A 20745-nucleotide genomic window follows, 5' to 3' on the forward strand; every position below is an offset into this window, starting at 1 on the left:
CGATGTCCAACGCCTCGCACCAGAATCCGGCACTTCTCGATGTCACCGAGGTTTCCAAAGCCTTTGGATCCGTCGAGGTCCTGCGCTCCGTCAGCCTGCAAGTGACACGCGGCGAGGTCGTGACTATCATCGGCCCCTCCGGCAGCGGCAAGACCACGCTACTGCGCTGCGTCAATTTCCTGGAGAGCTACGACAGCGGCTCGATCCGTATCGACGGCAAAGAAGTCGGCTATCGCGAGACGGGAACACGCCAGCGACGCAGCGAGCGCGACCTGGCGGCGATGCGAGCCGAGACCGGAATGGTGTTCCAGAGCTTCAATCTGTTTCCGCATTTGACTGCGACCGGCAACATCATGCTTGGCCTGCGCAAGGTGCGCGGCAAGAGCAATGCCGAGGCCCGCACCATTGCCGAGCACTGGCTCGGCCGCGTAGGCCTCGCCCACAAAGCCGACAGTCTGCCGGCCGAGCTTTCCGGCGGCCAGCAGCAGCGCGTCGGCATCGCCCGCGCCGTGGCGATGGAGCCGAAGATATTGCTTCTCGACGAGATAACCTCGGCGCTCGACCCCGAACTGGTTGGCGAGGTGCTCGAGGTCGTGCGCAGCCTCGCCGAAGACGGCATGACGATGCTGATGGTCACGCATGAAATGGCTTTTGCGCGCGACGCATCGAGCCGCATCGTTTTCATGGCGGATGGCGGCGTCAGTGCCGTCGGACCACCCGCCGAGATTCTGGCGGCGGGGTTCGACAATGAACGCCTTCGCAGTTTCCTGGCGCGGTTTCGCGCCTCGCATTTTTGACATCGGACGGCGAAAGCTGTCGCAAGGAGCTTTTATGACGCCTTACATCCGGCTCGCGGAATTGGGCCTGACACTGCCCGAGCCGCCGAAGCCCATCGCCAACTTCGTCACCTATGCCGAGAGCGGACGGCTGATCTTCCTCTCCGGCCAGGGGCCGTTGCGCGCCGATGGCGCGCTCTGCACCGGCAAGGTCGGAGAGGATGTCAGCGTTGAAGAGGCCTACGGGCATGCGCGTCTGACCGGCCTGAACCTGCTCGCCGTCATGCATGCGGCGGCCGGCGACCTCGGCCGCATCGTGCGCGTCGTCAAGCTGCTTGGCTTTGTCAATGCGACGCCGACATTCAGCGAGCACCCCAAGGTGGTGAACGGCTGTTCCGATCTTTTCGCGGCCGTCTTTGATACGCTTGGCGGACATGCCCGTTCCGCGATCGGTGTCGGCTCGCTGCCGGGCAACATCACAGTTGAAATCGAGGCGGTCGTCGAGATCGCCGCCTGAAATCTTAAACAGGATCTACAGAGATGACGACCTATGCCGCTGACCGTTCCAACACGACAATCCGCGAACGGCTTGGCCTTCGCCCAATCATCAATGTCTCCGGCACGATGACGGCACTCGGTGCTTCGATCATCGTGCCAGAAGCGATTGCCGCAATGTCGGAAATGGCCTCGCAATGGGTCGAGATGGACGATCTGCAGCGCGCCGCAAGTAGGGTGATTGCACGCCTTACCGGCGGCGAGGCCGGCTTCATCACCGCATGCTGCGCCAGCGGCATAACAATGGCGATTGCCGGCGCGATGACCGGGACCAGCCTTCTTGCGATCGAGCGGCTGCCGGACGACACCGAGGGCCTCAAATCGGAGGTCATCGTTCAGCTTGGTCACATCGTCAATTATGGCGCGCCGATCGACCAGTCGATCCGGCTTGCCGGAGCCAAGGCAGTGCCTGCCGGCACGGTCAGCGTCACCCAGGATTATCATGTTGCCGAGGCGATCCGGGACCGGACGGCGGCAGCCCTCTACGTCGTTGCGCACCACACCGTGCAATACGGCATGCTCTCGCTTGAGGAGTTCTGCGAGATTTGCCACGCCAAGGGCGTGCCGGTGATCGTCGACGCCGCCTCGGAATACGATTTGCGTGGCTTTCTGGCGCGCGGCGCCGACATTGTTGTCTACAGCGGGCACAAATTTCTCTCAGGGCCGACAAGCGGCATCGTTGCCGGCCGCAAGGATCTGGTACGGGCCGCCTATCTCCAGAACCGGGGCGTTGCGCGCGCCATGAAAGTCGGCAAGGAGAGCATTGCCGGCACTATGGCGGCCCTGGAAGCCTGGGAGCGGCGCGACCATGCCGGCATTCGCCAGCGGGAAGAAGCCGCACTGCATCTGTGGCAAACCGCATTGCAGGGCCTGCCTGGCATCGAGGCACGTGTCATTCCAGATCCGACCGGAAATCCTCTCGACCGCCTGCAGGTGTTTGTTGCGCCGGAAAGCCGCTTCACCGCCGCCGGCCTCGCCTCGGCGCTTGCGGCGGGTTCGCCGCCCGTGCTCGTGCGCAACCACGAGGTCGAGCGCGGTCACTTCTTCCTTGATCCGTGCAATCTCCATCCCGGCGAGGCGGAGATCGTTGCCGAACGCCTGCGGGCGGTGTTGAGTGCTGCCGATCGGCCCGCGGATGCGATGAAACCCGCTCGCAAGCAGTCCGCCGGAGCGCTGCGCTGGCCGGACTAGACATCGCCAGAGCGTGGTCGAGCCAGTGCCTTCCAGCGCCGGCTTCGCATCGGGCCAGTGCGCCATCACGGCAGTGTGAATGAACTTTTAGTCTTCGGGCGGAATAAACCACCCCGCCCATTGGTCTCCCAAACAGACGCCATTTCCGGCGTGCAGGAGACCGGTATGACCCACCACCACGACAATGAAGCTGACGGCATCAGCCGCCGTCATGCACTGGAATGCATGATCTGGGCCGGCACGGGAGTGCTGTGGACAATTTCGGCCGGCGTGCCGGTTTCGCTCAGCCTGCTCGGTGCGTCGCAAGCCGCCGAGGCCTTGGCCACCGGCTTCACTTTCCTCCAGATCTCCGACAGCCACATCGGCTTCGACAAGGCTGCCAACCCGCACGCCATCGACACGCTGAAGGAGGCCATCGGCAAGATCCAGGCGTTGCCGCAAAAGCCCGCTTTCATGATCCACACCGGCGACATCACCCATTTGTCGAAAGCCGCGCAGTTCGACAACGCTGCCCAGATCATCGGCGGCGCAGGCTTCGACGTGCATTATGTGCCCGGTGAGCACGACCTGATCGATGACGGCAATGGCCAGGCCTATCTCGACCGCTACGGCAAGGGCACCAAGGGCGCTGGCTGGTATTCGTTCGACCAGAACGGCGTCCATTTCATCGGGCTGGTCAACGTCGTCAACCTGAAGGCTGGCGGGCTGGGCAATCTCGGCGCCGACCAGTTGGCATGGTTGGCCGATGATCTGAAGGCGGTCACCGCCTCGACGCCAATCGTCGTCTTTGCCCACATTCCGCTATGGGCTGTTTATCCCGAATGGGGCTGGGGCACCGACGACGCGGCGCAGGCCTTGGCCCTGCTCAAGCGCTTCGGCTCTGTCACCGTACTCAACGGCCATATCCACCAGATCATGCAGAAGGTCGAAGGCAACGTTACCTTTCATACCGCGCGCTCGACCGCTTTCCCGCAACCGGCGCCGGGCACCGCAGCCTCACCCGGGCCGATGACGGTACCTGCCGGCCAGTTGCGCAGCCTGCTCGGCACAAGCAGCGTGACAGTCAAGCAAGGCGGGCAGGACCTCGCCATCATCGACAGCACGCTGGCCTGAGGGGAAATGCGATGATCCGCTTCCCATCCCGCGTCTTGGTCGTATCCTCTGTCACGTTCGGTTTGGCGGCGATCCTGATAATGGTTGCCATGCCACTGAACGCAGCTGACCAGCCAATGGTCAAGATCGAGAACTTTGCCTTCACACCGGCGGTGCTGACGGTAAAGCAGGGCACTACCGTGACCTTCGAGAATGACGACGACATCCCGCATCTGGTGGTCGCCAACGATGTCTCGTTTCGCTCCAAGGCGCTTGACACCGGTGACACATATGCCTTCACCTTCACCAAAGTGGGCGACTATGCCTATTTCTGCGGGCTTCACCCGCACATGCAGGGCAGGATCACCGTCGCTCCGTGAGGATTTTCGGACGGTTCTGCCCGGGATGCCGGGCGATGCGACGGTGTTGAACCAAGAGGCCGCGACCGAGCGCTTTCGCGAGGTGGTTCTGCCCCATCTCGCGGATGCGCTTGCGCTTGCCCGCTGGCTGACCGGCAACGCCGCCGACGCGGAGGATGTGGTGCAGGAGGCCTGTTTGAAGGCGCATGCGGGCATCGCCGGCTATGCCGGCGGCAATGCGCGCGCCTGGCTGCTGGCGATCGTGCGCAACGCCTCTTACTCCTGGCTGGCGCGCAACCGGCCGCGCAGTATCGTCGCCGTCGGCGACCTGAGCGACCTCGATGACATGACGGCTGCATATGGCGCCGGCCTGCCGGATACGGATAGTCCTGAGGCAAGCCTGATCGCCAAGGCCGACACGGCCGCACTCGAGGCGGCGATCGCCGCGCTGCCGCACCAATTTCGCGAGACTGTGGTGCTGCGCGACATCAACGGCCTCAGCTATCGCGAGATCGCGACGCTGCTTGGCGTGCCGCTAGGCACGGTGATGTCGCGGCTGGCGAGGGCGCGCGGTCTGCTGATATCCCAACTTGGGAGGGCGCCATGATCGCGCACAACGATGGACTGCCCGATGACCCGGCGGGCGTGGAGCTGATGATCCATGCCTTGGTCGATGGCGAGCTCGACGCAGCAGCAGCATTGGCTGTCGAGCGACGCATCGCGGCCGATCCGGCGCTCGCCGCCGAGCATGCCCGCATCGCTGCGCTGCAGACGGTCGTCAGCGGGCTGCCGAGGCTCGATGTCCGTGAGGATTTCAAGGCTCGCATCGCTGCAATCGGGACAGCCGGTACGGAGAAAGTGCTGCCGGCGCCGGCGCCCGCCGCTCGAGTGCCGCCGGCACACAGAGCGGTGCACCGATTTGGCGCGTTCGACTGGCGCGCGCTGGCGGCGTCGATCATCGTTACCGCCGTGCTGGCCAGCGGCGCGACGCAATGGATGATGCTGAGCAGGGCGCCCGACAGCTTTGCCGCCGCGGTCGCCAGCGGCCATCGCCGCAGCCTGCTGGCAGCCAGCCCCGTGGACGTCGTCTCGTCGGACCGGCACACGGTCAAACCCTGGCTGGATCGCAGGGTCGGCCTGTCGCCGCCGGCACCTGATCTTGCCAGTGACGGCTTCGCGTTGCTCGGCGGTCGGGTCGAGGTGATCGCCGACCAGCCAGTGCCGGCACTGGTCTACAGGCACCGCGAGCACCTGATCACTCTCGTCGCCGCGCCCGAGGAAACCGGCTCGACAGCCGGACCGGTCGATCTTTCTGCTGGTGGCTTCTCGCTGGTCCACTGGAGCGACAGCGCCTTTTCCTACTGGGCGATTTCCGATACCGAACGGCCTGAACTTGACGACTTCGTCAACCGCTTCCGAGCAGCGGCCGCCCGATGACAGACCGCCCCTGTCCATGTGCGTAGCCACGGAGACGGCACAAGCGGCTTTGCCGTTTCCGGCCATCCTTGCGGCTCCCCTCGATTTCAGCTAATGCGCGCTTTTGCCGCCGGAGAGCAGAAGCTTGGACGATCACCGCGCCGACGTCGCCATCATCATGGGCAGCCAGTCCGACTGGGCGACGATGCGCCACGCCGCCGAAACGCTTGAGGCGCTTGGAATTCCGCACAAGCGCCTGATCGTCTCGGCCCACCGCACGCCCGACCGGCTCTATGACTTCGCCAAGGGCGCCAAGGCGGCCGGCTACAAGGTGATCATCGCCGGTGCCGGCGGTGCGGCGCATCTGCCCGGCATGACGGCGGCGATGACGCCGCTGCCGGTGTTCGGCGTGCCGGTGGAATCAAAGACGCTGTCGGGCCAGGACTCGCTGCTATCAATCGTGCAGATGCCGGCCGGCATTCCGGTCGGCACTTTGGCCATCGGCAAGGCCGGCGCTGCCAACGCTGCCCTTCTGGCCGCCGCGGTGCTGGCGCTGAGCGACGAAAAGCTCGCCGCCCGGCTGGATAGCTGGCGCGCCGCGCAGACCGCCAAGGTGGCCGCCGAGCCCACGGATGCGCCGTGAGCCTGCCGGCGGGATCGAGCATCGGCATCATCGGCGGCGGCCAGCTTGGCCGCATGCTGGCGATGGCCGCGGCCCGCCTCGGCTACCGCATCGTCGTGCTGGAACCGCAGCCGGATTGCCCGGCGGCACAGGTCGCCAACCGGCAGATCGTCGCCGCCTATGACGACGCGGCCGCGCTTAGCGAGCTGGCTGCGGCCAGTGCCGTCGTTACGTATGAATTCGAGAACGTACCGGTCGCGGCCGCCGCGGCACTTGCCTCTACGGTGCCGGTCTATCCGCCGGCACGCGCACTGGAAGTGGCGCAGGACCGGCTAGCGGAAAAGAAATTCCTCAACGGCATCGGCATACCGACCGCGGATTTCAGCCCCGTCGACAATGACGAGGAACTGACGGCTGCGCTGAAACAGTTCAACGGCAGCGGCATATTGAAGACGCGCCGCATGGGCTATGACGGCAAGGGCCAGCGTGTCTTCCGCAACATAGAAACAGGCGGCTTTGCCGGCACTTGCGAGGCGATGGGCAACGTGCCGTTGATCCTGGAATCCTTCGTCACCTTCGAGCGCGAGATTTCGGTGATCGCCGCGCGCGGCAGCGACGGCTCGCTCGCCGCCTACGATCCAGCGTGGAATGTCCATCGCAACGGTATTCTTCACAGCTCGACGCTGCCGGCCGGAGTAAAATCCGAGACGGCGGCTGCGGCTCAAACGGCGGCGGCAGAGATCCTTGCAGCGCTCGACTATGTCGGCGTCATCGGCGTCGAATTCTTTGTCCTTGCCGACGGTTCGCTGTTGGCCAACGAGATAGCGCCGCGCGTCCACAATTCCGGCCACTGGACGGAGGCCGCCTGCACCGTCTCGCAATTCGAGCAGCACATCCGCGCCGTCGCCGGCCTGCCGCTGGGAAATCCCGCCCGGCGGTTCGACTGCGTCATGGAAAACCTTATCGGCGACGATGTCAGGCGCGTTCCTGAGCTGCTCGCCGAGCCCGATCTGATGCTGCACCTCTATGGCAAGGCCGAGGCGCGGCCCGGCCGCAAGATGGGCCATTTTACGCGCGTGAGCCGCCGCAGCTAGAGCATGATCCCGAACCGAAGGTCCGCGCTAGCGAAAAGTGGAATCCGGTTTTCGGAAAAGATCATGCTCAAACACAAGTTAGAACCTACGCTTACTGGATTTCGCCGCTCTCGTCCTCGTCGGGGCTGGCGCAGCTCACATCGCCTTCCGCGCAGGTCGAATCGACGGTGAGCTGCTTGGTGCGATCGTCGGTCAGCCGCGTCAGGCATTCCGATATCAGCATCGGATAGATCGAGCCGCCTTCGCTGTCCGCGGCGGAATAGCTGCATTCCGCGTCGCGAAAAGCGATCCAGGCGCGCTGCGCCGTCTGCAACAGCTTCCTGGCTTTTGCGTCACTTCCGCCGATGAGATCCTGGTAGGCCTTGTTGAGCTTGGCGTCGGCGGATTTGTAGTCCGCGTCGGCGCAGATGTTCATCATCTGCTGGCTGTCGTCGTTGCGGTCGCATTCCTGCGCATAGGCAACAGAACCTGCCGCGAGGACGACAAGACAGGCGGACACAAGAATTCGGCGCATGACGATCTCCAATTCGCAACCGCATCATTCCAGCCGTCTCAAGCCTGCGCAACGCCGCAAGACGCCAGTGGCGGATATTTGATGATACGAAACGGTCCGTATCGTTTAGGCAACGCGCTTGCGGTTGACACGGGCAACGCTCCTCGTCTATGAGCCACGCACAGTTCAAAGGCGCGTCTGTGGGCGCGCCTTAATAATTCGGCCCGTGACCGGGCCCAGACCGACGGGCAAGACCATGAAGATCAAGAATTCGCTCAAGGCGTTGAAGGCGCGTCACCGCGACAACCAGCTGGTTCGTCGCAAGGGCCGCATCTACATCATCAACAAGACCGCGCCGCGCTACAAGGCGCGCCAGGGTTGAGTTTTCGACGGAGGCTGCGCGCCTCCGTCCGCATGATACGACTCTCACGCTAAATTCAGTTTGACGATCCGGCGTCGGGGGCTAGATTCCCGCGATGCGGATTCTTTTTGCATTTTTCACGGCTTTCCTCGTTTCCGGCGCTGTCTCGCTGCCGGCGTGGGCTGAAGATCCGACCACAACACCGCCGACAGCACCTCCGGTCGTCAAGACGAAACAGGCGCGGCTCGATCAGCTGTTTGCCGATCTCAAGCGCGAACGCAATGAAAGGGCGGCCGAGCGCATCGCCGGACGGATCGGCAGCGAGTGGTCCCAGTCGGGCAGCGCCTCTATCGACCTGATGATGCAATGGTCGCAGAAGGCGATCGAAAACCAGAAATTCGATGTTGCACTCGATTTCCTCGATCAGGTGGTGACTTTGCAGCCGACCTATGCGGAAGGCTGGAACCGCCGCGCCACTGTTCATTTCATGATGAAGAACTACGGGAAGTCGATGGCGGACATCGACCGCACCCTGCAGCTCGAACCACGCCATTTCGGCGCGCTTTCCGGCCTGGCTCAGATCATGGCCGAAACCGGCCACAAGCAGTCGGCACTCGAGGCCTGGCAGCGCGTGCTCGGCATCTATCCGATGATGCGCAGCGCCCAGGACCAGGTCGCCGCACTTTCCGAGGAGCTTGCCGGCGAAGGCATTTGAGACCAGTAAGGGAGTAGGGGAATAGGGGAGCAAGGTAGCAAGGTAGTATGTGAGAGGTGCAGATTGCACTGTGGAACACATGCGCCCTACTCCCCTACTCCTGAACCGGTCACAGGCTGATGCAAGCTGGCGGAGTTCGGCGTCTATCCTAACCCGACTGCCGTCGATGCGCCCGGCTGGCGCCGTGTTTACGACGCGCCATGCAGCCGGCCTGTCCGGCAGCCGCGGCCGACATTAGCGGCCGACTTCCGATCCGACATAGGCGATGCGCAACATGTTGGTCGAGCCCGGCGTCCTCAGCGGCACGCCGGCCGTGATGATGACGCGGTCGCCCGGCTTGCCGAAACCTTCATCGAAGGCGATGCGGCAGGCGCGGTCGACCATGTCGTCGAGGTCGCTGGCGTCGGGGGAAACGACGCAATGCGTGCCCCACAACAGCGACAGCCGCCGCGCCGTGTTGAGGATCGGCGACAGCGCCACGATCGGCACTTGCGGCCGCTCGCGCGCGGCGCGCAAGCCGGTCGTGCCGGACGCGGTATAGGTGATGATCGCCGACAGCTTCAGCGTCTCGGCTATTTCGCGGGCGGCGAGCGAGATCGCGTCGGCTCCGGTCGCTTCCGGTTCCGAGCGCTGCGCGTTGATAATTCCGGCATAGGTCGGGTCGGTTTCGACCTTGGTGGCGATCCGGTTCATCATCGCCACCGCCTCGACCGGATAGGCGCCGGCGGCGGACTCCGCCGAAAGCATGATCGCGTCGGCGCCTTCAAACACGGCGATCGACACGTCCGACACCTCGGCCCGCGTCGGCACCGGCGCGGTGATCATCGATTCCAGCATCTGCGTGGCGACCACCACCGGCTTGCCGGCACGGCGCGCGGCGCGGGTGATCTGCTTCTGAATGCCAGGCACGGCTTCGAGAGGCATCTCGACGCCGAGATCGCCGCGGGCGACCATCAGCGCATCCGAAAGCTCGATGATCTCGGCCAGCCGGGCGACGGCCTGCGGCTTTTCGATCTTGGCCATGATCAGCGCCCGGCCGCGTGCGATCTTGCGCGCTTCGGCCAGGTCCTCGGGCCGCTGCACGAAGGACAGCGCCACCCAGTCGACGCCGGTCGCCAGAACCGCGTCGAGATCCCGGCGGTCCTTTTCCGTCAGCGCGCCGACCGGCAGGTCGGTGTCGGGCAGGCTGACGCCCTTCTTGTCGGAAATGGTGGTGCCGGCGACGACGGTGCAGACGATCGCCTTGCCGTTGCTGCTGACCGCCTTGAGCTCGAGCTTGCCGTCGTCGATCAGCAGGCGATGACCAGCCTCGACCGAACGCAGGATTTCGGGATGCGGCAGGTAGACCCTCGTCGAATTGCCGGGCTCGGGATTGTCGTCAAGCGTGAAGGTCTGACCGACGGTCAGCACCTCTTTGCCGTTGGCGAACTTGCCGACGCGCAGCTTTGGCCCTTGCAGGTCGGCGAGAACGCCGATCGGCCGGCCGACCGCCTCCTCGACGGCACGAATGCGGCCGACAAGCGTACGCATCAATTCATGGTCGGTGTGGCTCATATTGATGCGGAACACGTCGGCGCCGGCTTCGAACAGCTTCTTCAGCATCTCCTCGGACGAGGAGGCCGGACCGATGGTGGCGAGGATCTTGACCTTGCGGCTGCGTCTCATTGACTGTTTGTTCCCGGGGCGGCTGGAGCGCCATCCGTTGCGGGCTCGTCAGTCAGCTGGACCATCCAGCTTGCCTGCTCGCCCGTGTCATATTCCTGGAATCCGGCGCGCTGAAAGCCCCGGGCGACGCAATCGGTAACGCCGGCGATCTTGAACTCTTTTTCGGCCACGCACATGTTGATCGGGCCATCCCAGCGTCCGCCGCGCTCGGCGTCTTCTGCATAAAGATAGTAAAACCTTGATGACAACGGTCCCTCGATCAGCGTCTTGCAGCTCGATCCTTCGATGTGCCACCAGCCTTCGGTGATCCAGCCGGCTTTGGCGCGATAGCCGATGCCGACACCGACCAGGTTCTGCGTGGCGTTGCAGACCCGGAAATCGGCCCGTGCCGGCGAGGCCGAAATCACCGCGAAAAGAGCCATGGCCGGTACCAGGAGCGGCATGGCCAAGGCGTGGCGCACACGCAGCCTGCCGGCGAAACCCATCCTGAAACCCCTCAAGAACCACATTTGCATCTCTCAACGCCCCTTTTCGGAAAAGTCCGTACGCATGTCAACGCGCCGATCTGTCCAATTCCAATCGATTTAGAAGGCTCTGGCGCGCTTGCGGTCGCCCCTGCTCAGTTTTTTGGCAGAAACCGTGGCCAAACAACGGCATTGCGCAAGCGTTCTCTTCGTGGAATGACGATACCACCCTCCCCGAAAGCCAGCGAACAGACCTTTCCCGCCAATGACCCGATCCACAGTTTTCGCGCCTTTCGATATCGTCGAAGGCGATCGCAAGCGCGGCATGGTGCTTCTGGCCGATCACGCCCGCCGCGACCTGCCGGAGGAGTATGGCAGTCTCGGCCTGCCGGCGGCGGAGTTCGACCGCCACATCGCCTACGACATCGGCGTCGAGACTGTAACCCGCGAACTCGCAAGTCTGCTCGGCGTTCCGGCGGTGCTTGCCAATTTTTCGCGACTGCTGATCGACCCCAATCGCGGCGAAGACGATCCAACGCTGATTCGCCAGCTCTATGACGGCACCGTCATCCCGGGAAATTATCCCATGGCCCCGGAGGAGCGCGAAAGGCGGCTGGACCGCTTTTACCGCCCCTATCATGATGCCGTCGGCGCCATGATCGCCTCTGTGGCGCGAGCATCCGCGCGGGCACCCTTCATCTTTTCGGTGCATTCCTTCACACCGACCATGCAGGGATTCGTGCGGCCGTGGCACGCCGGCATATTGTGGGACCTGGACGACCGCGTTGCGCGGCCGCTGATCGACATGCTCGCCGAGGACAAGAGCCTCATCGTCGGCGACAACGAACCCTATGACGGCGCACTGCGCGGCGATACCATGTTCAGGCATGCCATCGTCAACGGCTTTGCCCATGCGCTGCTCGAGGTCCGCCAGGACCTGATCGCCGACCGCAAGGGTGCCCTCGCCTGGGCCGAACGGCTGGCGCCGATCGTTGACGCGATAGATCGACGTGCCGATATACATGCGGTGAAAATATTCGGCTCGCGCACCGGGCCGGTATGATGAGGCCCAAGGGAGGCCAACATGACATGACCGAACTCAGCGAAGAACAAAAGCGCGATTTCGAAGCCGCTGCCTTCCGCCGGCTGGTCGCGCATCTGCGCGAGCGTTCCGACGTACAGAACATCGACCTGATGAACCTCGCCGGCTTCTGCCGCAACTGCCTGTCCAACTGGTACCGCGACGCGGCGCAAGCCGAAGGTGTCGAACTCAGCAAGGACCGGTCGCGCGAAATCATCTACGGCATGCCCTATGCCGAGTGGCAGGCACTGAACCAGGTCGAAGCCTCCGACGCCAAGAAGGCCGAGTTCGAGGCAAGACGCCCTAGGGATCACTAGGGGAGGACGCCGTGCCTAAGATCGACGTTGCCGACGTGCCCGGACGCAAGGGCTCATCCTATCCACCGCCGTTCGATGCACCCTGTGCCGAACGCGTGCGGCAGCGGCTAGGCAACGCAGGCGGGCTCACCGACTTCGGCATCAATCTCATGCGCCTGCCGCCGGGCAACTGGTCGAGCCAGCGCCACTGGCATTCGCACGAAGACGAATTCGTCTACGTGCTTGAAGGCGAGCTGACGCTCGTCGAAGATGCCGGCGAGACGGTGCTGCGCGCCGGTGATTGCGCGGCCTTTCCGAAAGGATCAGGCAACGGCCATCACATGATCAATAAATCGGGCGCGATGGCGATCTATCTCGAAGTCGGTTCGCGCTGGCCCGACGACGTCGCCACCTGCTCCGACATCGACATGATGAGCACCAACGCTGACGGCCGGTTTGTGCACAAGGATGGCGCGCCTTATCCCGAGTCGTAGGGATTTCGGAGTGGACCGCCGAGGTGGTTGGCCGACGCGAGAGGACGTAGCGTCTGGTCCAAGCACTTTCGGCGAAGAGCGCTTGACTGTGAATTGAATCGATCTAATTTGCCGCGCAACGCCATTTCCGGACCGGATTCTACCCGATGGACGCGCAGAAAATCACGCAGATCGCGATTCGTGGACGCTGGGCAGTGGCCGGCATCTTCCTCGCCAACGGCTTCTTGACCGGCAGTTGGGCGCCGCAGATCCCGGTGTTCCTGACGCGACTCGACATTTCGAAGTTCACGCTCGGCTTGCTGATTCTGTTGTTCGGTGCCGGCGCCGTCACTGCCATGACCTGGTGCGGCCATCTGATCTCGAAGCATGGCTCGCGCACGGTGCTGCGCTGGTTCGGACTTGCCGGCAGCTTCGGCCTTTTGGTTGTGGCTCTGGCCCCCAACGTGCCCCTTGCGGCCGTCGCCATGTTCATCTTCGGCGGTTCGATCGGCGGCATGGACGTCGCCATGAATGCCAACGCAGTGGCAGTCGAACGGCGGCTGTCCCGTGCCATCATGTCGTCCTCGCACGGCTTCTGGAGTCTTGGCGGTTTCGCTGGCGGCGCTTTGGGCGGTTTCGCCATCCAGAACTACGGTCACCTCGCCCATGCGACAGTGGTGACGGCTCTTGCCTTTGCCGTCATCGCCGTCGCGATCCGCTACCTGATCGCCGAGGACAAGCACCCAGTCGCCGAGCATCACAAATTCGCGCTGCCAGCAAACCCGCTGGTCTATCTGGTTGGGCTGATGGCGCTGCTGACGATGATCTCCGAAGGTGCGGTACTCGACTGGGCGGCGCTGTATCTCAGGCAGGAGCTCGGCGCCGATCTTGCCATCGCAGGCTTGGCCTATGCCGCCTTTTCCGGAGTCATGGCCATCATGCGCTTTCTCGGCGATGGCGTCCGCAACCGTTTCGGTGCCGTTACGACATTGCGCGCCTCGGCCCTTGCCGCTGCTGCCGGCATGCTGGTGGCCGGGCTGGCTCCCTCGCCTTGGCTGGCCATTGCCGCCTTCGCCTTTTGCGGCCTCGGCATTGCCAACATGGTGCCGATCATTTTTTCGGCCGGCGGCAACCAGGAGGGCATGGCGTCCGGCACAGGCATGAGCGTCGTCACAACAATGGGTTACTCAGGCATTCTGGTGGCGCCGTCGGCGATCGGCTTCGTCGCCGAGCACTCGAGCTTCGGCCCGATCTTCGTCGCACTCTCCGGGCTGCTGGTCGTCGTGCTGTTGATGGCCGGCCTCGCTCACCGCGCCGAATTCGCTGCCGAGCCTGCACCGGCTGAATAGCGCTTGAACTCTTCGTAGAGGAAATCCGCGACGCGGCGGATGCGCACGCTGGTACGCACGTCGCGGTGCATGGCCAGCCACACCGGCAGCGTCGGCAGCGGGAGACCCGGCAGCACTGTCTCGACCAGCGGATCACGGTCGGCGAGCGGCTCCTGGCCAAAGCCGATGCCGTTTCCCGCCCGCACCGCTTCCCACAGCACGATCTGATTATCGGTCCTGAAGCGGAAGGCATTGCGGGCGAGCGGGACGCCGAACTGGGCAAAGCCGCGAATGATCTCATCGCTGCGGTCGAAGCCGACCAGATCATGGCCGGCAAGATCGCGGGCCTCGCGCGGACGGCCACGCCGGTCCAGATAGGATTTTGCCGCGCAGGCGCGGAGCGGAATGTCGGTCACCTTGCGCGCGACCAGCTCATTCTGCGCCGGCTTGACCATGCGAATGGCGATATCGGCGTCGCGACGCAGCAGATTCTCGACCTGGTTCGAGGCGACGATCTCGACCTCGATGCCCGGCTCCTCGAACCCAAGCCTCGCTGTGATTTCCGGCAGCACATAGGCCGCCACCACTTCGCTGGCGGCAATGCGCACCGTACCCTCGATCGCCTCGACCGATCCCAGCGCCAGCAGCGAAAAGGCGCTCGCCTGCTCGCTCACCGCGCGGCCCCGTTCAAAGAGCGTGCTGCCCGCTTCCGTGAGCGCGTAGCCACGCCGCCCGCGCCGGAAGAGCGTGACACCGAGCGCCTGTTCCAGCTCGGTGATGTGGCGGCCGAGCGTCGGCTGGCTCGCGGCAAGTTTTCGCGCGGCGGCCGACAGGCTGCCGGTCTCCGCCACGGTGACGAAACTCTTGATCAGGTTCCAGTCAATATCCATTCAAAATTGAATATCATATCGCCAATCATAGTCAATTTTCATTCGTTTGCGAAGATACAATATTGGGGTCGTAACGCAACACGGAGACGAACAATGACCACGATCGCAATTCTCGGCGCCAATGGCCGCCTCGGCCGCACGGTCGCCATGGCCTTCCTCGATGCCGGCTACGATGTCCGCGCTGTCACCCGCAGCGGCAAGGTGCCGGCCGAGCTCAAAGGCGCTACGGCGATCGCCGGCGACGCGCTCGACCGTGCTGCGCTGATCCGCGCGACCGAAGGCGTCGATATCATTTTCAACGGCCTCAACCCGCTCTACACCGACTGGAGCAAATGCCTGCCGATGGCCGAGAATGTGATGGCTGCCTGCCGGGCGAACGGCGCGCTGCATCTCTTCCCGGGCACCGTCTACAATTACGGCTCGCCGATGCCGGCGGTGATCGCCGAAGACACGCCGTTTCGCCCGACAACGGAAAAGGGCCGCATCCGCGTCGCCATGGAAGATCTGTTTCGCCGCGAGGCCGATGCGGGTCGGGTGCGCACGATCCTGCTGCGCGCTGGTGATTTCTTCGGCGGCAGCGGCAGCGGATCGTGGTTCGATCTGGTTGTTGCCGCCAAGATAACCAAGGGTGTCTATACCGCCCCAGGGCCGGTCGATCTCGTGCATGAATGGGCCTATCTGCCCGACCTGGCCAAGGCCTTCGTCGGGCTGGCTGACAATCTCGACAAGCTCGGCTCCTACGAGGCGCTGAACTTTCCTGGCCATGCGGTGACCGATCTGGACATCAAGGCGGCCGCGGAGAAGGCGCTCGGACGCACGCTGAAACTGACGTCGATGCCGTGGTGGGTGCTGCGTGCCGGCGGCCCGTTCGTGGCGATGTGGCGCGAGATCGTTTCGATGTCCTATCTCCGCTTCGAGCCGCACCGGCTGGTTTCAGGCAGGCTGGAAAGCGTTATCGGTACGATCCCGCACACGCCGCTGGAAAATGCAGTGTCGGAAGCGCTCGAGGATATCGGCATCGCCACGCTCAAGACGACGCAAAAAGTTGCCTAACAACAAACCAAAAAAAGGCGGATGGCCAGATGGTCATCCGCCGCTTGTCACGACCAATGATTGCGGTCAGATCCGGCCCATCAACAGCAGCACCAGGACAACGATCAGAATGACGCCGACGATGCCGGATGGTCCGTAACCCCAGGACCGGGAATGCGGCCACGCCGGAACCGCGCCGATCAGAATAAGAATAAGGATAATGATGAGAATGGTGCTGATCGTCATCAGAAAATCCTCGCTTTGAGGTTGCAATGACGGAACAATGCAGAAGGCCGCCCATTGTTCCCGGGCGGCCTTTGCTTGATCAGGACGGCGATCCGGACTCTATTCGGCGGCCTTCGGGAAGGCGATCGCCGGTTCGGCGCCCAGATCGGCGTCCAGGCCTTTCGACGGGATTTCGGCCTTTCGACGCCCCAACAGGCGACTGAACCAGCCACGACGCGCACCGGGTTTGACCTTGGCGCGAGTGAACACCATCAGCATCGACGGCGTCACCACCAGCGTCAGCACGGTGGCGAAGGACAGCCCGAAGACGATCGCCGAAGACAGCGAAATCCACCATTGCGTCGACGGCGCGTTGATCGTCGTCTCGTGATGGAAGATTTCGAGGCCGAGGCCGAAGGCGATCGGCAGCACACCGAGGATCGCCGATACCGCCGTCAGCACCACCGGGCGGGCACGCTCGCGGCAGGTCTGCAGCACGGCTTCGTATTTGTCCCAGCCCTCTTCGCGCAACCGGTCATAGGTGTCGATCAGCACGATGTTGTTGTTCACCACCACCCCGGCCAGCGCGATGACACCGATGCCCGACATGACGATGCCGAATGCCTCTCCCGTCAGCAGCAGCCCGAGGAACACGCCGATCGTCGCCATGACCACGCAGGACAGCACCAGCCAGACGCTGGTGAACTTGTTGAACTGCGCCAGAAGCACGATGAAAATCAGGAAGATCGCCGCACCGAAGGCTTTGCTGAGGAAGGCGCCGGCCTCCGCGCTGTCCTCATTCGAGCCGGCAAGCTTCCAGCGAATGCCGCTGCCGAGGTTCATGTCGGCGACAGCTTTGGTGACCTCCTGCTGGACGGCTGCCACCTGGGCGCCGGCAGCGACGTTGGCCTGGACGACCACAGTTCGCGCGCCGTCGATGCGGTTGAGGATACCGACCGTCGGCTCCGGCTTACGCACGACGAAGTTCGAGATCGGCACCGAGCCTTGCGCGGTCTGCACCCGCAGTTCGTCGAGCGTTGACAGCGTGCGCCGATCCTCGGGCAGGCGCAGCCTGATGTCGACTGCATCGTCGGCGCCGGCGGGCCGGTATTCGCTGAGCTTCAGCCCGTTGGTCACCAGTTGCACGACCGTCCCGACCGCGGTTGGGCTGATGCCGTACTGCGCCGCCTTGGCGCGATCGACCTCGAGCGCCCAGTCGACGCCGGGCGGCGCCAGACCGTCGGAAATATCGATGACGCCGGGCACCTTGGCAATGCGCGCGGCGACCGCGCGGGCCTTGTCGTCAAGGCCCTTCGGATCGACGGCCGAAAGCCTGATCTGGATCGGCTTGCCTGTAGGCGGGCCGGCTTCCGGCACGCGAACCTCGACGTCGACACCGGGAATGCCAGCCATCACGCCGCGCAGTTCGTCCAGGATTGAGTTCGCCGATTTACGCTCGCGCCAGTCGACGAATTCGTACTGGATCACGCCAACCACGTCTTCCGGAACATCCTGGCCGCCGCCCTGCGTCTTGCCGACACGGGTATAGACAGACTTCACGCCCGGCCAACCGAGCAGCCGATTTTCCGCGGTCTTGGTGGCCGCGTCCATTTCGGCAAGCGAAAGATTGCCGCGGGCGTGGACATAGAGCAGGCCGTAGTCAGGCTCGACATTCGGGAAGAATTCGACGCCGGCGCCGAATTTCGAATAGGCGTAGCCGACGCCGAACAACAGCGCCACAGTGAGGACAAGCACGGTGATGGGATAATGCACCGCCTGCTTGACCACGGCCATGTACCAGCCGTCGCGATTGTCGTCGGGGTGATGGGCCGGCGCCTTGGCAAATATCGCGCCCAGCGTCGGCGCGAAGACCAGCGCATAGAGCATCGAGGCCGAGAGCGTCACGATCAGCGTGATCGGCATGTATTTCATGAAGTCGCCGATAATGCCCGGCCAGAACAACAGCGGCGAGAAGGCGGCAATGCGCGTCATCGTCGCCGCGATGACCGGGCCGGCCATGCGCTTGGCGGCAAGCGCGAACGCTTGCTCCTTCGGCATGCCCTCGCTCATGCGTCGCTCGGCGAATTCGGTGACGATGATGGCGTCGTCGACCAGCATGCCGACCGCCAGGATGAGGCTGAACAGCACGATCATGTTGATCGTGTAGCCCATCATTGCCAGCAACAGGATGCCGATCAGGAAGGACGAGGGGATGGCCAATCCGATCAGCAGCGAGGCACGGCCAGACAGCGCGTAGAGAATGACGATGAACACCAGGATGACGGCGATCATCACGTGGTTCTGCAGGTCGCCGAGCAACTGGTTCACGAAGACGGACTTGTCTTGCGTGTAGGTGACGTGCATGCCCTCCGGCATCGTCTTGATGAAGGCGTCGGACACCTCCCTGACCTTGCCAATCGTATCGATCAGGTTGGAGCCGATGCGCTTCTTCACCTCGATGGCGATCGCCGGCTTGCCGTCGAGGCGGGTGACCGTCTCGGCGTCCTTGAATGTGGAGCGGATGGTGGCAATGTCCTTGGCCTGCACCACCGCATTGGGGCCGGCGACGACCGGAAGCGCCGCCACATCCTCCGGTGTCTCGATAAGCGAGGGCACCTTGACCGCGTATTTGCCCTCGGATCCTTCGATGTTGCCGGCGGCGACAAGACTGTTGGAAGCGCCGACCGCACCGATCAACTGGTCGAGCTGCAGCCCGTAGGAAGACAGCTTCATCGGATCGATGACCACTTCGACGAGGTCGTCGCGCGCACCCTGCAGCGAGCCCTCGAGCACGCCAGGCACTTCCTCGATGCGGTCGCGCAGCTCGCGCGCCGCCGCCGTCAGCACGCGCTCGGGCACCTCGCCCGACAGCGTCACGACCAGGACGGGGAACTCGGAGATATTGACCTCGGAGACCACGGGCTCCTCAGCCGCTTGCGGCAGGTCGGCCTTGCCGTCCTGCACCTTGCTGCGTGTGTCCTGCAGCGCGGTGGCGAGATCCGTCTGTGGCTGGAATTCGACCAGCACATAACCGCCGCCCTGGAAGGCGGCCGAGCGCATCTCCTTGAGGCCTTTCAGGCTCTTCAGCTTGGCTTCCATCGGCCGCAGCAGGAGGCGCTCGGAGTCTTCCGGCGAGATGCCCTGGTAGATCAGGCTGACATACATCATCGGAATCGGAACGTCCGGTTCCGCTTCCTTCGGCGTCGACTGGTAGGCGACCGCACCGGCAAGGATGAGAAAGACCAGGACCGCAATGGTCAGCCGGGCATTGCTGATAGCAAGTTTGACGATGTCCATGATTACTGCGTCCCGGCCGTCGCTTCGCCCAACAGCTTTTGGATGGTCGCCTGGTCGGCTGCGACCGGCTTGACCACCTCGCCTTCCTTCACCAGCTCCTGGCCGGCGACGATGATGCGGGCGTCGGCCGCAATGCCGCCGAGCACCAGGCCGGTTGGCGTGTCGTCGACCAGATCGATCGGGAAGAACACGACCTTGTCATCCTTGTCGACGGCGCGGATGCCGAGGTCGCCCTTGTCGCCGAGCGTCACCACCGAGCGCGGCAGCATCACGGCGTCGGTCGGCTGGGCGCTGAGCGCGATTTCTGCCGTCATGCCGGCCGGTACGGACCCATCGGCATTGGGGATAGCGACTTCAACCCGAAAGGTACGGGTTGCCGAAGATGCATCCCGGCTGATGTAGCGCACCGTACCCTTGACGGTCTGGCCACTGACCAGGCGCACATTGGCTTCGTCACCGATCTTCAGATAGCCGAGATCGCGTTCGCTGACTTCGCCGCGTGCGATCACCGGATCGAGCTTGAGAATGGTCGCCACCTCGCCGCCCTGCATCACGGAACTGCCAAGCTCCACCGGCACCCGGTCGATGACGCCGTCGAAGGGCGCCTTCACCTCGTTGCGGTCGAGCTCGGCTTGCGCTGCGTCCAGTTGCGACTTGGCCAGCGTCAGGTTGGAGCGGGTTGTATCGAGCTGCAACTTGGGCAGATTGCCGGTTTTCATCAGCCGCAGGGCAGCTGCCAGCTCTGCCTCACGTTGCACGACAAGCTGCTTGGCATTGTCGACCGCCGAGATTTTTTCCTCGGCGGCAAGCATCAGGATCAGGTCGCCGGTCTTGACGTGCTGGCCCTGCTTGACCGGCAGCTTGTCGATGACGCCGGCGACGCGTGTCGCCAGGACGGCGCGCTTGTCGGCTTCGGTCAGTCCGGAAATGCGGATAGCGCGTGCATAGGTGCGCCGCGGCGGGGTTATGACCGCGACCGTGCGCAACGGCGCCTTGGGCTGTTCCGCCTCGGCAGTCCCCGGTTTGGCAGCCCCCTGTTCGCCAGCTTGGGGCTTGCCTGCGTCGGCTGCCTTGGGCTGCTCGACCTCTCCTGCCTTGGGCTTGTTGTCGGCGGACGCGCTGCCGACGGACGAGAACTCGCCTGTCGCCATCCAGCCGGCGAACCCGATGAGCACAACAATGGCTGCAAGCTTGTGAAACCTGAATTTCGGCATCGTCATTTTTCCAGTGCGCGGGGTTCGGCCAGGCCGCATCTTCTACTTGGGGCGCGTCGCCGATATGGGTGCGCGCGAGGCCGTATTCAAATTGCCGTGATCGGCG

23 protein-coding genes are annotated in these 20745 nt (G+C 63.8%); 16 read left to right on the top strand and 7 right to left on the bottom strand.

The features are described from left to right. Positions 1-2: 2 nt before the first annotated feature. The 9 genes from NKI67_RS04325 (at position 3) to NKI67_RS04365 (ending at position 7105) form a co-directional block, all read left to right on the top strand. Complete coding sequence (locus NKI67_RS04325; protein WP_352644529.1) at positions 3-797, top strand: amino acid ABC transporter ATP-binding protein; 795 nt, start codon at positions 3-5, stop codon at positions 795-797. A 34-nt stretch (positions 798-831) separates the two neighbouring features. After that, on the top strand, positions 832-1293 hold the full coding sequence (locus NKI67_RS04330) for a RidA family protein (RefSeq protein ID WP_023678474.1): 462 nt from the start codon (positions 832-834) through the stop codon (positions 1291-1293). A 23-nt stretch (positions 1294-1316) separates the two neighbouring features. Further along, a complete protein-coding gene (locus NKI67_RS04335) occupies positions 1317-2522 on the top strand; it encodes an aminotransferase class V-fold PLP-dependent enzyme (RefSeq protein ID WP_352571993.1) in 1206 nt (401 codons plus the stop codon). A gap of 165 nt (positions 2523-2687) precedes the next feature. Beyond that, positions 2688-3635 (top strand): metallophosphoesterase family protein, encoded by a 948-nt coding sequence (locus NKI67_RS04340; RefSeq protein WP_023678472.1) that lies wholly within the window; start codon positions 2688-2690, stop codon positions 3633-3635. Positions 3636-3646: 11 nt separating this feature from the next. Continuing rightward, a complete protein-coding gene (locus NKI67_RS04345; protein ID WP_352571994.1) occupies positions 3647-3994 on the top strand; it encodes a cupredoxin domain-containing protein in 348 nt (115 codons plus the stop codon). Between the two features lie 25 nt (positions 3995-4019). Next, on the top strand, positions 4020-4580 hold the full coding sequence (locus NKI67_RS04350) for a sigma-70 family RNA polymerase sigma factor (protein WP_352817726.1): 561 nt from the start codon (positions 4020-4022) through the stop codon (positions 4578-4580). After that, entirely contained in the window at positions 4577-5410 is an 834-nt protein-coding gene (locus NKI67_RS04355; RefSeq protein WP_352571995.1) for an anti-sigma factor family protein, read from the top strand. Before NKI67_RS04350 ends, NKI67_RS04355 begins: the two co-directional genes overlap by 4 nt. Before the next feature lie 124 nt (positions 5411-5534). Then, positions 5535-6032 carry a 5-(carboxyamino)imidazole ribonucleotide mutase gene (purE, locus tag NKI67_RS04360; protein ID WP_023678468.1) on the top strand — a complete coding sequence of 166 codons (498 nt, stop codon included), beginning with the start codon at positions 5535-5537 and terminating at the stop codon, positions 6030-6032. Beyond that, the gene (locus NKI67_RS04365) at positions 6029-7105 is read left to right on the top strand and encodes a 5-(carboxyamino)imidazole ribonucleotide synthase (protein ID WP_352571996.1); all 1077 of its coding nucleotides are present in this window, start codon (positions 6029-6031) and stop codon (positions 7103-7105) included. The genes purE and NKI67_RS04365 overlap by 4 nt, the downstream gene beginning before the upstream one ends. 91 nt (positions 7106-7196) lie before the next feature. Here NKI67_RS04365 and NKI67_RS04370 read toward each other — a convergent pair whose 3' ends face one another. After that, positions 7197-7619: a lysozyme inhibitor LprI family protein gene (locus tag NKI67_RS04370; protein WP_352571997.1), complete on the bottom strand. Its 423-nt coding sequence runs from the start codon at positions 7617-7619 to the stop codon at positions 7197-7199. A 235-nt stretch (positions 7620-7854) separates the two neighbouring features. Here NKI67_RS04370 and ykgO point away from each other — a divergent pair, with 235 nt between their 5' ends. After that, positions 7855-7980, top strand: coding sequence for a type B 50S ribosomal protein L36 (ykgO, locus tag NKI67_RS04375; RefSeq protein WP_006203764.1), 126 nt, complete (start codon positions 7855-7857; stop codon positions 7978-7980). Positions 7981-8074: 94 nt separating this feature from the next. After that, positions 8075-8674 carry a tetratricopeptide repeat protein gene (locus NKI67_RS04380; RefSeq protein WP_352571998.1) on the top strand — a complete coding sequence of 200 codons (600 nt, stop codon included), beginning with the start codon at positions 8075-8077 and terminating at the stop codon, positions 8672-8674. Between the two features lie 234 nt (positions 8675-8908). Here NKI67_RS04380 and pyk read toward each other — a convergent pair whose 3' ends face one another. Then, positions 8909-10339 carry a pyruvate kinase gene (pyk, locus tag NKI67_RS04385; RefSeq protein ID WP_352454861.1) on the bottom strand — a complete coding sequence of 477 codons (1431 nt, stop codon included), beginning with the start codon at positions 10337-10339 and terminating at the stop codon, positions 8909-8911. Further along, positions 10336-10782 (bottom strand): DUF1036 domain-containing protein, encoded by a 447-nt coding sequence (locus NKI67_RS04390; RefSeq protein ID WP_352489443.1) that lies wholly within the window; start codon positions 10780-10782, stop codon positions 10336-10338. Before NKI67_RS04390 ends, pyk begins: the two co-directional genes overlap by 4 nt. 286 nt (positions 10783-11068) lie before the next feature. On the opposite strand from NKI67_RS04390, the gene NKI67_RS04395 reads away from it, so the two are divergent. The 4 genes from NKI67_RS04395 to NKI67_RS04410 all read left to right on the top strand — a co-directional run bounded on the left by NKI67_RS04395 (position 11069) and on the right by NKI67_RS04410 (position 14002). Further along, positions 11069-11866 carry an N-formylglutamate amidohydrolase gene (locus tag NKI67_RS04395; RefSeq protein WP_352572000.1) on the top strand — a complete coding sequence of 266 codons (798 nt, stop codon included), beginning with the start codon at positions 11069-11071 and terminating at the stop codon, positions 11864-11866. Between the two features lie 26 nt (positions 11867-11892). Beyond that, positions 11893-12201: a DUF1244 domain-containing protein gene (locus tag NKI67_RS04400; protein ID WP_352589894.1), complete on the top strand. Its 309-nt coding sequence runs from the start codon at positions 11893-11895 to the stop codon at positions 12199-12201. Positions 12202-12212: 11 nt separating this feature from the next. Next, positions 12213-12674, top strand: a complete 462-nt coding sequence (locus NKI67_RS04405) for a cupin domain-containing protein (RefSeq protein WP_352589896.1) — start codon at positions 12213-12215, stop codon at positions 12672-12674. Positions 12675-12820: 146 nt separating this feature from the next. Continuing rightward, on the top strand, positions 12821-14002 hold the full coding sequence (locus NKI67_RS04410; RefSeq protein WP_352644533.1) for an MFS transporter: 1182 nt from the start codon (positions 12821-12823) through the stop codon (positions 14000-14002). Here NKI67_RS04410 and NKI67_RS04415 read toward each other — a convergent pair. Further along, entirely contained in the window at positions 13960-14871 is a 912-nt protein-coding gene (locus NKI67_RS04415) for a LysR family transcriptional regulator (RefSeq protein WP_352572004.1), read from the bottom strand. The genes NKI67_RS04410 and NKI67_RS04415 overlap by 43 nt on opposite strands. Before the next feature lie 93 nt (positions 14872-14964). On the opposite strand from NKI67_RS04415, the gene NKI67_RS04420 reads away from it, so the two are divergent. Beyond that, a complete protein-coding gene (locus NKI67_RS04420) occupies positions 14965-15924 on the top strand; it encodes an NAD-dependent epimerase/dehydratase family protein (protein ID WP_352634174.1) in 960 nt (319 codons plus the stop codon). Positions 15925-15990: 66 nt separating this feature from the next. Here NKI67_RS04420 and NKI67_RS04425 read toward each other — a convergent pair whose 3' ends face one another. The 3 genes from NKI67_RS04425 to NKI67_RS04435 all read right to left on the bottom strand — a co-directional run bounded on the left by NKI67_RS04425 (position 15991) and on the right by NKI67_RS04435 (position 20639). After that, positions 15991-16149 (bottom strand): DUF3309 family protein, encoded by a 159-nt coding sequence (locus NKI67_RS04425; RefSeq protein WP_023678456.1) that lies wholly within the window; start codon positions 16147-16149, stop codon positions 15991-15993. Positions 16150-16248: 99 nt separating this feature from the next. Next, complete coding sequence (locus tag NKI67_RS04430) at positions 16249-19425, bottom strand: efflux RND transporter permease subunit (protein WP_023678455.1); 3177 nt, start codon at positions 19423-19425, stop codon at positions 16249-16251. A gap of 2 nt (positions 19426-19427) precedes the next feature. Continuing rightward, positions 19428-20639, bottom strand: coding sequence for an efflux RND transporter periplasmic adaptor subunit (locus tag NKI67_RS04435; RefSeq protein ID WP_023678454.1), 1212 nt, complete (start codon positions 20637-20639; stop codon positions 19428-19430). Positions 20640-20745 lie beyond the last annotated feature (106 nt).

The sequence above is a fragment of the Mesorhizobium sp. M0408 genome (assembly GCF_040321495.1).
Classification (GTDB): Bacteria; Pseudomonadota; Alphaproteobacteria; order Rhizobiales; family Rhizobiaceae; genus Mesorhizobium.